Source organism: Micromonospora haikouensis, assembly GCF_900091595.1.
GTDB lineage: Bacteria > Actinomycetota > Actinomycetes > Mycobacteriales > Micromonosporaceae > Micromonospora > Micromonospora haikouensis.
Window position 1 is genome coordinate 108,588 of the sequence record NZ_FMCW01000020.1, and the last position, 13,639, is coordinate 122,226.

1 protein-coding gene and 1 pseudogene are annotated in these 13,639 nt (G+C 77.1%); both read right to left on the minus strand.

The window, feature by feature from the left end:
• Positions 1–37 precede the first annotated feature (37 nt).
• Positions 38–4,021, minus strand: a pseudogene (locus GA0070558_RS20875) (type I polyketide synthase); the annotation flags it as partial.
• Between the two features lie 25 nt (positions 4,022–4,046).
• A complete protein-coding gene (locus GA0070558_RS20880; protein ID WP_439709621.1) occupies positions 4,047–13,616 on the minus strand; it encodes a type I polyketide synthase in 9,570 nt (3,189 codons plus the stop codon).
• Positions 13,617–13,639 lie beyond the last annotated feature (23 nt).

Genomic DNA, 13,639 nt, shown 5'->3' on the forward strand with positions numbered 1-13,639 from the left:
TTCGTTAGGGGGTGCTAGGGGCAGGCCAGGGGCGGTGTCACAGGCCCCGGTCGGCCAGCCACCGCTGCACGGTGGCGGCCAGGTCGGTGCCCCGCTCGCCGACCATGGTGAAGTGGTCGCCGTCGGCGTCCACCGCCTCGTGCGGGTACGGCCACCGCGACCGCCACCCGTCGGGTTCGCCGTGCCACTGCCCCAGCGGCCGGGTGGCCCGCACCAGCAGCGTCGCCGAGTCCAGCGGGGCGGGCTGCCAGGTGAGGAACAGCGGCAGGTAGCCGGCCCAGGCGGTGGTGCGGTAGTCGTCCATCGGCGTGTACGCGCTGTCCCGCTCGACCATCCCGTCGAGCAGTTGCCCCGTCCAGCCGCCGAGCACCTCGCTGTCGGCCGGGTAGGTGTCCATCAGCACCACCGCGGCGGGCGGCCGGCCCTGCCGTTCCAGCTCCCGGGCGAGCACGTTGGCGACCATCGCGCCGCCGGAGTGTCCGGCGAGGACGAACGGGCCGCCGCCGACCGTCCGCAGCACCGTGTCGGCGTGCACCCGCAGCAGCGCGTCCAGGTCGGCGGGGAGTTCCTCGCCGACGGCGAAGCCGGGGTTGGGCAGCGCCCACACGTCGCGGTGCCCCCGGAAGCCGGCGGCGACGCGGGCGTACTCGTGCGGGCCGGAGAGCAGCGACATGGTGCAGCAGAACACGATCGGGGCCGCGCCGGTGCCGCCTTCGGCGAGCCGCAGGATCGCCGCCGGGCGGCTGAGCTGGCCGGGCTCGGTGAAGCTGGGGCGGAACTGGGCGAGCTTGACCAGCAGCTCGGCGTATCCGGCGGCGTCCTCGCGGGCCTTGGGCTCGCGGAACAGCCCGCCGAGGATGCCGCCGGCCCCCTCCGGCGTGCCGGTGCCGGCCGCCGCGTCGCCGGCCGCGCCGAGCAGCTGGCCGAGCAGGTGCCGGGCCAGCGCCGTCGGGGTGGGGTGGTCGAACAGCAGGGTGGCCGACAGGTCCGCCCCGGTCTCCTGGCGCAGCGCGTCGCGCAGCTCCAGCGCGGTCAGCGAGTCGAAGCCCAGCTCCAGGAAGTCCCGGTCGGCCTCGATCGCCCCGGGCGAGGCGTGCCCGAGCACGGTCGCCACCTGCGCCCGGACCAGGTCGAGCAGGATCCGGTGCCGGTCGCCGGCCGCGCTGGCGACGAGCCGGTCGCGCAGCAGCCGCGCGGGGTCGACCACCGGCTCGTCGGCCGGCGCCTCCTCGGCGGCGTCGGACTCCGGTCGGGTCGCGAGGTGCAGCGCCGGCGGCTCCGGCCAGTACCGCTCGTGGTGGAACGCGTAGGTGGGCAGGTCCACCCGGACGGCGTCGGTGCCGGCGAAGGCCGCGGCCCAGTCGACGCCCGCCCCGCGCAGGTCGACGGCGGCGAGCGCGGCGAGCAGGGTGGCCGCCTCCGGCTGGTCCCGGCGGCCGATGGGCGCGAACGCCGCCGCGTCGGCGTCCGGCAGGCACTCCCGGCCCAGGGCGGTGAGCGCGCCGTCGGGGCCCAGCTCCAGGAAGGCGCCGACCCCGGCGGCGGCGAGGGTGGTCATTCCGGCGTGGAAGCGGACGGTGTCCCGGACGTGGTCGACCCAGTAGCCGGGGTCGGTGGCCTCGGCGACGTTCAGCGGGGCCCCGGTGCGGTCGGAGACCAGCGGCACGGCCGGCGGATGCCAGGTGGCCTTCTCGGCGACCACCCGGAAGTCGGCCAGCATCGCGTCCATCCGGGCGGAGTGGAAGGCGTGGCTGACCCGCAGCGGGCGGGTCCGGTGGCCCTGCGCGGCGAGCCGTTCGCCGGCCGCCGCCACCGCGTCGGCGTCGCCGGAGAGCACCACCGACGCGGGGCCGTTCACGGCGGCCAGGGCGACCCGGCCGTCGAGCAGCGGGGCCACCTCGGCCTCGGACGCCCGCACCGCCAGCATCGCCCCGCCGTCGGGCAGGGCCTGCATGAGCCGGCCCCGGGCGGCCACCAGCGCGGCGGCGTCGGCCAGCGACAGCACCCCGGCGACGTGCGCGGCGGCCAGCCCGCCGACGGAGTGCCCGAGGAGCTGCTGCGGGCGCAGCCCGAAGGCGGTGACCAGCCGGTACGCGGCCACCTCGTACGCGAACAGCGCGGGCTGGGTGAACTCGGTGCGGTCCAGCAGGGCCGCCTCGGGGGTGTCCGGCGCGGCGAAGACGACCTCGCGCAGCGGGCGGGGCAGGTGCCGGTCGAGTTCGGCGGCCACCTCGTCGAACGCGGCGGCGAAGACGGGGAACCGGCGGTGCAGCTGCGCGCCCATGCCGGGGCGCTGCGCGCCCTGCCCGGTGAACAGGAAGGCGAGCTTGCCGGCGGGGCGGGCCACGCCGCGTACGACGTGGGGGGCGGGCCGATCCTCGGCGACCGCGCGCAGGCCGGCGCGCAGCGCGTCGGCGTCGTCGCCGGTGACGGCGGCCCGGTGCGGCAGGGCGGCCCGGGTGGTGACCAGCGAGTACGCCACGTCGGCCGGGGCCAGGTCGGGGTGGGCGGCGAGGTGGTCGAGCAGGCGGCGGGCCTGCCCGGCGAGGGCCGGGGCGGAGCGGGCGGAGACGATCCACGGCACCGGCGGGGCGGGCGTCCCGGCCGGCCGGGTGGGCTGGGCGTCGGCGGGGTCGGCCTGCTCGACGATGGTGTGCGCGTTGGTGCCGCTGACCCCGAACGCGGACACCCCGGCGCGGCGCGGGCGGCCGGTGTCCGGCCACGGGGTGGTCTCGGTCAGCAGGGTCACCGCCCCGGCGGACCAGTCGACGTGCGGGGTGGGCTCGTCGACGTGCAGGGTGGGCGGCAGCACCCCGTGCCGCATCGCGAGCACCATCTTGATCACCCCGGCGACGCCGGCGGCGGCCTGGGTGTGGCCGATGTTCGACTTCACCGAGCCGAGCAGCAGCGGCGCGGCGTCGCCCCGGCCCTGCCCGTACGTGGCGAGCAGCGCCTGCGCCTCGATCGGGTCGCCGAGGGTGGTGCCGGTGCCGTGCGCCTCGACGACGTCGACGTCGGCGGCGGTGAGCCCGGCGTTGGTGAGGGCCTGCCTGATGACCCGGCGCTGCGAGGGGCCGTTGGGGGCGGTGAGCCCGCTGCTGGCCCCGTCCTGGTTGACGGCGCTGCCCCGGATCACGGCGAGGACCCGGTGGCCGTTGCGGCGGGCGTCGGAGAGCCGCTCGACGAGCAGCATGCCGACGCCCTCGGACCAGCCGGTGCCGTCGGCGGCGGCGGCGAACGACTTGCACCGCCCGTCGGTGGACAGGCCCCGCTGGCGGGAGAACTCGACGAAGACCGTCGGGGTGGCCATCACCGACACCCCGCCGGCCAGGGCGAGGGTGCACTCGCCGAGCCGCAGCGCCTGGCAGGCCAGGTGCAGCGCCACCAGCGACGACGAGCAGGCCGTGTCGACGGTGACGGCCGGGCCCTCCAGGCCGAGGGCGTACGAGATGCGGCCGCTGGCCACGGCGGCGGCGCTGCCGGTGCCGAGGTAGCCCTCGACGCCGCCGCCGACCCCGGACAGCAGGGCCGCGTAGTCGCCCTGGCTGCTGGTGGCCGCGTACACGCCGGTGGGCGCGCCGCGCAGCGTCGTCGGGTCGATCCCGGCCCGCTCGAACGCCTCCCACGCGGCCTCCAGCAGCAGCCGCTGCTGCGGGTCCATGGCGAGGGCCTCGCGGGGGCTGATGCCGAAGAACGCGGCGTCGAAGTCCCCGGCGTCGTAGAGGAACCCGCCGTCGCGCACGTACGAGGTGCCCCGGCTGGCCGGGTCGGCGTCGTAGAGCGCGTCCATGTTCCAGCCCCGGTCGCCGGGGAACGGGGCCATGGCGTCACCGCCGGCGGCGACGAGGTCCCACAGCCGCTCCGGCGAGTCGACCCCGCCGGGGAACCGGCAGCTCATCCCGATGATCGCCACCGGTTCGCCGAGCGTGGCGGCGAGCTGCTGGTTCTGCTGGCGCAGCTTCTGGTTGTCGAGCAGGGACGCGCGCAGCGCGCTGACGACCTCGTCCAGCGAGACGCTCATTCGGGGCTCCTTGGGGCGGGCCGGGTCACGAGTCGGTGCCTTCCAGGGCCATCCGGACCAGGCCGGCGACGTCGAGTTCGCGGATCTGGGCCTCCGGGGCGGCCGGGGCGGCCGCCGTGGCCGGGCCGGTGACCGTGTGCGCGAGCTGGAGAAGCTGGTCGAGCAGGCCGGCCTGGCGGAGCTGGACCAGCGGGATCGCGGCGAGGACCCGCCGCACCTGCTCCTCGTCGCCGGAGCCGCCCGCAGCGGAGCCAACCGGCCCGTCGGCGTCCGGCCCGGCCTCGGCGCCGAACAGCTCCTCGTGCAGGTGGTCGGCGAGGCCCGCCGGGGTCGGGTAGTCGAACACGACCGTGGTGGGCAGGTCGTGCCCGGTCGCGGCGGTGAGCAGGTTGCGCAGCTCCACGGCGGTCAGCGAGTCGAAGCCGAGGTCGAGGAAGCCCCGGTCGGTCTCGATCGCGTCGGCGGAGGAGTGGCCGAGGACCTTCGCCGCATCGACCCGCACCATCTCCAGCAGCGCGGCCCGCCGCTCCTGGCCGGGCAGCGACCGCAGCCCGGCGAGCAGGTCCCGGCCGGCGGGCGCGGCCGGGTCCGGCGCGGCGGCCGGGGCGGCGGTCAGCGCGTGCACGGCCGGCAGGTCGGCCAGCAGCGGGCTGGGCCGCAGCGCGGTGAACAGCGGGTGGAAGGTGGCCCAGTCGACGTCGGCGACGGTGACGCAGGTGTCCCCGGCGGCGAGGGCGTGCCGCAGCCCGGCCAGCGCCACGCCCGGCGGCATGACCCGCAGGCCCCGGCGGCGCAGCTGCTCCGGCGCGCCGTCGGAGAACATGCCCGACTCGGTCCACGGCCCCCACGCCACGGACGTGGCGGGCAGGCCCCGGCCGCGGCGGGCCTCGGCGAGCGCGTCGAGGTGGGCGTTGCCGGCGGCGTACGCGCCCTGCCCGCCGCTGCCCCACACCGCCGCGATCGACGAGAACAGCACGAACGCGTCCAGCTCGACGCCGTCGAGCAGCTCGTCGAGCAGCTCCGCGCCGACGAGCTTCGGGGCGATGACGTACGCGAGGTCCTCCAGCGTCGTGTCGGTCAGCGGCACCACCTCGCTGACCCCGGCGGCGTGCACCACGGCGCGCAGCGGCGGCCCGTCGCGGCGCAGGTCGGCGATCAGGTCGGTCATGCCGGCCCGGTCGGCGGCGTCGCACCGGGCGACCCGGCAGTCGACGCCGAGGGCGGTCAGCTCGGCCAGCAGCTCCGTCGCGCCGGGGGTGTCGGTGCCGCGGCGGCTGGTCAGCACCACCCGCTGCGCGCCGGCGGCGGCCACCCAGCGGGCCACGTGCCCGCCGAGCGCGCCGGTGCCGCCGGTGATCAGCACGGTGCCCCGGGGCTGCCACGGCTCCGGTTCCCCGGTGGTGACGGCCGGGGCGAGGCGGCGTACCAGCACGTCGGACTCGCGGACGGCGAGCTGGTCCTCGGCGACGCCGCCGGTGAGCACGTTGCCGAGCCGCATCGCGGCCCAGCTGTCGATCGTGGCGGGCAGGTCGACCAGCCCGCCCCAGCGGGCCGGCTGCTCCAGCGCCGCCACCCGGCCCAGCCCCCACAGCGTCGCCTGCCGGGGGTTGGCCGGCGCGTCGCCGGCGCCGGTGCCGACGGCGCCCTGGGTGACGCACCACAGCCGGGCCGCCGCGTCGCGGTCGGCGAGTTCCTGGAGCAGCTGGACGGTCGCGGCGAGGCCGCGCGGCAGCGCCGGGTGCTCGGCGTGGCCGGCGTCGTCCAGGCCGAGGAAGGACAGCACCGACAGGGTCCCCTCGGCGGCGTCGAGGGCCTCGCCGAGCACGTCGGCGAGCTGCCCGCCCAGCTCGTCGGGGTCGGCGGTGAGGTCGACGCCGACGGTGGTCACGTCGGTGCCGAGGGTCCAGGTGCAGGAGTCCAGGACGGGGTCGTCGACCCGGTCGGCGGGCAGCAGCACCAGCCAGTGGCCGGGCTCCTGCGGCTCCGGGGTGGCGGCGAGGGGCTCCCAGACCGCCCGGTAGCGGGAGGCGTCCACGAGGGACCGTTCCCGGCCGCGTCGCCGCCACGCCGACAGGGCCGGCAGCACCGCACCGAACGGCTGGTCGCGGTCGACGTCCAGCTCGCGGGCCAGGGAGTCGAGGTCCTCGGCGTCGACGGCCGCCCAGAACCGCCGCTCGACCTCGGTGTCGTCGGCGTCCTCAGCGGCGGGGACGGCGGTGGCCCACGGCGGCGGCTCCGGCCAGTACCGCTGCCGGTCGAACACGTACGTGGGCAGGTCGACGCGTTGCGCGCCGGTGCCGGCGTACAGGGTGGGCCAGTCGGGGCTGACGCCGTGGGTGTGCAGGGCGGCGACGGCCCGCAGCAGGGCCGCCGGCTCGGGGCGGTCCCGGCGCAGGGTCGGCGCGACCAGCGGGGCCCGCCCGCCGGCCGGGGCGCCCTCGGCGAGGACGGCCTGGGTGAGCGCGGTGAGCACCCCGTCGGGGCCGATCTCGACGTACGCGGTGGTGCCCTGCTCGCGCAGGGCCGCGACGGCGTCGGCGAAGCGTACGGCGTCGCGGGCGTGCCGCGCCCAGTATGCCGGGTCGGCCAGCTCGTCCGCGCCGACGGGCGCGCCGGTGACCGTGGAGACCATCGGCACGGTCGGGGCCCGCCAGTCCAGCCGCCCGGCGACGGCGGCGAGGTCGGCGAGCACCGGGTCCATCAGCGGGCTGTGGAAGGCGTGGCTGACGGTGAGCCGCCGCACGCGGACGCCCCGGGCGGCCCACTCGGCGGCCAGTTCCTCGACGGCGTCGCCGGCCCCGGAGAGCACCACGGCGGCGGGGCCGTTGACGGCGGCGACGGAGACCCGGTCGGCGCGGTCGCCGAGCGAGGCGAGCACGTCGGCCTCGGCCGCGGCGACGGCGAGCATCGCCCCGCCGTCGGGCAGGGCCTGCATGAGCCGGCCCCGGGCGGCGACCAGCGCGGCGGCGTCGGCCAGCGACAGCATCCCGGCGGCGTGGGCGGCGGCGAACTCGCCGATGGAGTGCCCGGCGACCGCGTCGGGCCGCAGCCCCCACGCGGCGAGGAGCCGGAACAGCGCCACCTCGACGGCGAACAGCGCGGGCTGGGTGTATTCGGTGCGGTCGAGCAGCGCCGCGTCGGCGGTGCCGGGCTCGGCGAACAGCACCGGCCGCAGCGGCCCGGGCAGGTGCGGGTCGCAGGCGGCGCAGACCTCGTCGAGGGCGGCGGCGAAGACGGGGAACGCCTCGGCCAGCTCGCGGCCCATCCCGGCCCGCTGCGCGCCCTGCCCGGAGAACAGGTACGCCACCTTCGGGCGGGGCGCGACGGCCCCGGTGACCAGCAGCGGCGAGTCGTCGCCGGTGGCGAGGGCGCGCAGCCCGGTGCGCAGGGCGATCCGGTCGGCGGCCAGGACGACGGCCCGGTGGTCCAGGTCGGCCCGGGACACCGCCGACGACCAGCCGACGTCGACCATCGGCGGGGCCTCCGGCCCGGTGAGCTGGTCGGCCCACGGCCCGGCCTGGGCTGCGAGGGCCGCCGGGGTACGCGCCGACAGCAGCACCGGCACCACCGGCAGCCGGCCCGGGTCGCCGGCCGGCGTGACCGGGGCGGGCTCGTCGGGGGCCTGCTCCAGGATGGTGTGCGCGTTGGTGCCGCTGATGCCGAAGGAGGAGACGGCGGCCCGGCGCGGGTGGCCGGTGACCGGCCAGGGCCGGCCCTCGGTGAGCAGCTCGACCGCGCCGACGCTCCAGTCCACCTGGTCGGTGGGCTCGTCGACGTGCAGGGTCGCCGGCAGGAAGCCGTAGCGCAGCGCGAGGACCATCTTGATGATGCCGGCGACCCCGGCGGCGGCCTGGGTGTGGCCGATGTTCGACTTGATCGAGCCGAGCCACAGCGGCTGGTCGGCGGGCCGCTCCCGCCCGTACGTGGCGAGCAGCGCCTGCGCCTCGATCGGGTCGCCCAGCTTCGTGCCGGTGCCGTGCGCCTCGACGGCGTCCACGTCCGCCGGGGTGAGGCGGGCGTTGGCGAGGGCCTGCCGGATGACCCGCTGCTGCGACGGCCCGTTCGGGGCGGTCAGCCCGTTGGACGCGCCGTCCTGGTTGACGGCGGAGCCCCGGATCACCGCGAGCACGGGGTGGCCGTTGCGGCGGGCGTCGGACAGCCGCTCCACCAGCAGCACGCCCAGCCCCTCGCCCCAGCTCGTGCCGTCGGCGGCCGACGCGAACGCCTTGACCCGGCTGTCCGGGGCCAGCCCCCGCTGCCGGCTGAAGCCGACGAACACGCCGGGGGTGGACATGACGGTGACGCCGCCGACGAGGGCCATGGAGCACTCCGCCTGGCGCAGCGCCTGGCAGGCCCAGTGCAGGGCGACCAGCGACGACGAGCAGGCCGTGTCGACCGACACGGCGGGCCCCTCCAACCCGAGGGTGTACGACACCCGGCCGGAGAGCACGCTGCCGGCGTTGCCGGTCATCAGGTGCCCCTCGGCGCCCTCGGCGCTGAACATGAGGTTGCGGTAGTCCTGGTAGTTGGTGCCGACGAACACTCCGGTGGGGGTGCCCCGCAGGGCCTGCGGGTCGATGCCGGCCCGCTCGATGGCCTCCCAGGACGCCTCCAGCAGCAGCCGCTGCTGCGGGTCCATGGCGAGGGCCTCGCGGGGGCTGATGCCGAAGAAGACGGGGTCGAAGTCGGCGACGCCGGTGACGAAGCCGCCCTCCCGGGCGTAGCTGGTGCCCTCGTTCTCCGGGTCGGAGTCGAACAGCCGGTCGAGGTCCCAGCCCCGGTCGGTGGGGAACTCGCCGATCGCGTCGCCGCCGGCGGCGAGGAGCTGCCATAGCTGCTCCGGGTTGTCCGCGCCGCCGGGCAGCCGGCAGCTCATGGCGACGATCGCGATGGGCTCGTCGTCCACGGGCGCGGCGGCCGGCGCGGAGGCCGCCGGCTCGGGGTCGACGCCGGTGAGCAGCTCCGCCAGGTGCGCGGCGAGCGCCGTCGGGTTCGGATAGTCGAACGCGAGCGTGGCGGGCAGCCGCAGGTCGGTGGCGGTGGCCAGGAAGTTGCGCATGTCCACGGCGGTCAGCGAGTCCAGCCCCAGGTCCCGGAACGGGCGGGTGGCCGGCACGTCGTCGGCCGAGCCGTAGCCCAGCGCGGTCGCCGCGCACTGGCGGACCAGTTCCAGCAGCGCCTCGGCGCGGTCGGCCCGGGACAGCCCGGCGAGCCGGCGGGCGAGCGCACCCGACGGCGCGTCCGCCTCCTCCTCGGCGTCCGGCGCGGCTGCCGGCCGGGCCGCCTCGACCACCTCGGGCAGGTCGCCGATCAGGGGGCTGGGCCGGACCAGGGTGAACGCGGGCGCGAACCGGGCCCAGTCGATGTCGGCGATCAGCGTCGTCGTCTCGCCCCGGCGCAGCGCGCGGGCGAGGGCCTCGACGGCCAGGTCGGGGTCCATGCCGACCATGCCGCCCCGGCGCAGCCGCTGCTGGGCGCGCTCGTTGTCGGCGGGCAGGCCGGCCCCGCTCCACGCCCCCCACGCCACGGACAGGGCGGGCCGGCCCTGCGCGCGTCGCCGCTCGGCGAGGGCGTCGAGGTAGGCGTTCGCCGCCCCGTACGCGCCCTGGCCGGCGTTGCCGGTGGTGCCGGCGACGGAGGAGAACAGCACGAACGCGTCGAGGTCGAGGTCGCGGGTCAGCTCGTCGAGGTGGTCGGCGGCGACGCACTTGGGCGCGGCGACGGTGTGCAGGCGCAGCGGGGTGGCCGTGTCGACGATGCCGTCGTCGAGGACGGCGGCGGTGTGCAGCACGGCGCTCAGCGGCGCGTCGGCCGGCGCGGCGGCGAGGAGGGTGGCGAGCTGGGCGCGGTCGGTGACGTCGCAGGCGGCGACGGTGACCCGTACGCCCAGGTCGGTCAGCTCGGCCTCCAGCTCGGCCACGCCCGGGGCGTCGGGGCCGCGCCGGCTGGCCAGCAGCAGGTGCGCCGCGCCGTGGCGGGCGGCCCAGCGGGCGAGGTGCCCGCCGAGGCCACCGGTGCCGCCGGTGATCAGCACGGTGCCGCGCATCCGCCAGCCGCCGTCGGTCGACTCGTCGGTGGCGTGCGGGGTCGGTTCGTCGGAGACGGCCGCGTCCGGGCCGCCGGCCGCCTCGGACGAGGCCGGGTCGCCGGGGGTGGTCGGCTCGGGGTCGGTGATCCGGGTGAGCCGGCGGGCGTACACCCCGGAGTCGCGGACGGCGAGCTGGTCCTCGCCGCCGGTGTCGCCGAGCGCCGCGCAGAGCAGGGCACCGGCGTGCGCGTCGAGGCTGTCGGGCAGGTCGATCAGGCCGCCCCAGCGGCCGGGGTGTTCCAGGGCGACGGCGCGGCCGAGGCCCCAGACGGCGGCGGCCGTGGGGTGCGGCGGCTGGTCGTCGGCGGCGACGGCGACGGCCCCCCGGGTCGCGCACCACAGCGGGGCCTCGACGCCGAGCGTCCCGAGCGCCTGGACCAGCGCCACCGTCCCGGTGACGCCGAGGGTGGTGGCCGGGTGGTCGGGGTGCGCCCGCCCGTCGAGGCCGAGCAGGGACAGCACGGCCGCCGGACCGTCCGCCGGCAGCGCGGCGCGCAGCCCGTCGGCGAGGGTCGCGGCGTCTGCGGTGGCGTCCACCTCGACGGGTACGACGTCCGCGCCGAAGTTGCCGAGCGCGCCGAGCACCCCGGCGACCAGCGGGTCGTCGGCCGTGCCGGCGGGCAACGGGACCAGCCACGTCCCGGCGAGCCAGGTCAGCGGCAGGTCGGGCAGGGCGGGCCAGGTGATCCGGTACCGCCACCGGTCGATGTCGGGCGCGGCCTCGCCCTGGCTGAGGAACAGCGGCGGGGCGGGCCAGTAGCGGTGGTGGTCGAACGCGTACGTGGGCAACGGCACCACCTCGGCCTCGGCGAGGACCTTCGTCAGGTCGACGGGCAGGCCGATCGCGTGTGCGGTGGCCAGGTTGGTCAGCAGCCGGGTCGGGTCGTCGTCACCCCGCCGCAGGCTACCCAGGGTGTAACCGGTGACCCCCGCGTCGTCGAGGATCGCCGTCACCGGCATCGTGAGCACCGGATGCGGGCTGATCTCGATGAACGTGGTGTGCCCGGCGGCGATGGCGACGCGGACGGCCGCGTCGAACTGCACGGTCTGCCGCAGGTTGTCATACCAGTAGTCCGCCGTCATGGTGGCGGGGTCGACCCAGTCGCCGGTCAGCGTCGACACGAGCCGGACCCGACCCGACTGCGGGGTCACGTCGGCCAGGTCGGCGCGCAGCCGCTCGGCCACGTCCTGCACGGCGGCGGAGTGCGACGCGTAGTCCACCGGGATCAGCCGCGCCCGGATCCCGTCCGCCTGACACGCGTCCACCAGGTCCGCGACCGGCTGCGGCGGACCCGACACCACCACCGTCGCCGGGCCGTTCACGGCGGCCACACCCACACCCGGGAACGCGGGGAGACGCTCGGCCACCGCATCGGCGGACAGGTCCACCGACGCCATCGCACCCGTCCCCCGCAGCACCGCAAGCGCCCGCGACCGCAACGCCACCGTCTTCGCCGCATCCTCCAAGGACAGAATCCCGGCGACACACGCCGCGCCGATCTCACCCTGCGAGTGGCCGACCACCGCCTGCGGGGACACGCCCACGTGCTCCCACACCGCCGCCAAGGCAATGCCCACCGCCCACAGGACCGGCTGCACGACCTCGACCCGTTCCAGCCACGACTCGTCGTCGCCGGTCAACACCGACACGAGATCCACGTCGAGGTGCGGGGCGAGGGCCCGCTGGCACTCGGCCAGCTTCGCGTCGAACACCGGCGCGCGGCCGACCAGGCCGGCCGCCATGCGTGCCGACTGCGCGCCCTGACCCGGGAACACGAACACCGGACCCGCGCCGGGGGACGCGGCCACACCGGACACCACGGTGCCCGCCGGCACGCCGGCTGACAGGGCTTCCAGTCCGGACAGCAACTCCTCCAGGCTCGACCCGACGGCCGACGCCCGCTGGTCGAACGTCGACCGCGTCGTCGCCAGGGACCAACCGACCGCCGCCGGGGCGAGGTCGCCGTGCTCCCGCACGTGGGCGGCCAGCCGGGCGGCCTGACCGGCGAGCGCCGCCTTCGACCGGGCCGAGACCGGCCACACCGTCACGTCGGCGTCGACCAGCCCCGGCGCGCGGGCCCCGGCCGGCGCGTCGGCGGGCTCGCCGGGCTGTTCGAGGATGACGTGGGCGTTGGTGCCGGAAATGCCGAACGACGACACCGCCGACCGCCGCGCACGACCCGTCTGCGGCCACGGCGTCGCCTCGGTGGCCAGCTCCACCGCGCCCGCCGACCAGTCGATGTGCGGCGACGGGGCGTCCACGTGCAGCGTCGCCGGGACGACGCCGTGCCGCATCGCGAGGACCATCTTGATCACGCCGGCCACGCCGGCCGCCGCCTGAGCGTGCCCGATGTTGGACTTGACCGAGCCGAGCAGGAGCGGCGCGGCGTCGCCCCGGTCCTGCCCGTACGTGGCCAGCAGCGCCTGCGCCTCGATCGGGTCACCCAGGGTGGTGCCCGTGCCGTGGGCCTCCACCACGTCCACGTCGGCGGTGGACAGGCGGGCCGAGGCGAGGGCCTGGCTGATCACCCGCTGCTGCGCCGGCCCGTTCGGGGCGGTGAGCCCGTTGGACGCGCCGTCCTGGTTGACGGCGGAGCCGCGTACGACGGCGAGGACCTGGTGGCCGTGGCGCCGCGCGTCCGACAGCCGCTCGACCAGCAGCCAGCCGACGCCCTCGGAGAACCCGGCGCCGTCGGCGGCGGCGGCGAACGACTTGCACCGCCCGTCCGGGGAGAGGGCGCGTTGCCGGCTGGACCCAATGTAGAGGCCGGGGGTGGCCATGACGGTCACGCCGCCGGCCAGGGCCAGGTCGCACTCCCCCGCCCGCAGCGCCTGCACGGCGAGGTGCAGCGCGACCAGCGACGACGAGCAGGCCGTGTCGATGGAGACGGCCGGCCCTTCGAGGCCGAGGGTGTACGACACCCGGCCGGACGCGACGGCCGCCGCGCCGCCGGTCATCGAGTGGCCCTCGTCGCCGTCGGGCGACATCATCAGCAGGGTCCCGTAGTCCTGCCCGTTGGTGCCGACGAACACGCCGGTGCGGCTGCCGCGCAGCGAGGCGGGGTCGATGCCGGCGGCCTCGACGGCCTCCCAGGACGTCTCCAGCAGCAGCCGCTGCTGCGGGTCCATGGTCAGCGCCTCGCGGGGCGAGATGCCGAAGAACGCGGAGTCGAAGTCTCCGGCCCCGTCGATGAACCCGCCCTCGCGGGCGTACGAGGTGCCGGGGTGGTCGGGGTCGGGGTGGTAGAGCCGTTCGACGTCCCAGCCCCGGTCGGCGGGGAACGGGGCGACGGCGTCCCGGCCCTGGCTCAGCAGCTCCCACAGGTCGTCGGGGTTGCGCACCCCGCCGGGCAGGCGGCAGCTCATCGCCACGATCGCGACCGGCTCCAGTTCCTGGGACTGCGCCTCACTGAGCCGGCGGCGGGTGTCGTGGAGATCCGCCATGACCCGCTTGAGGTAGTCGCGGAGCTTGTCTTCATTGGCCATCGGGGTGCCGCTTCCTCGCAAGGGACGGGGGTGAGCCGGGGCGG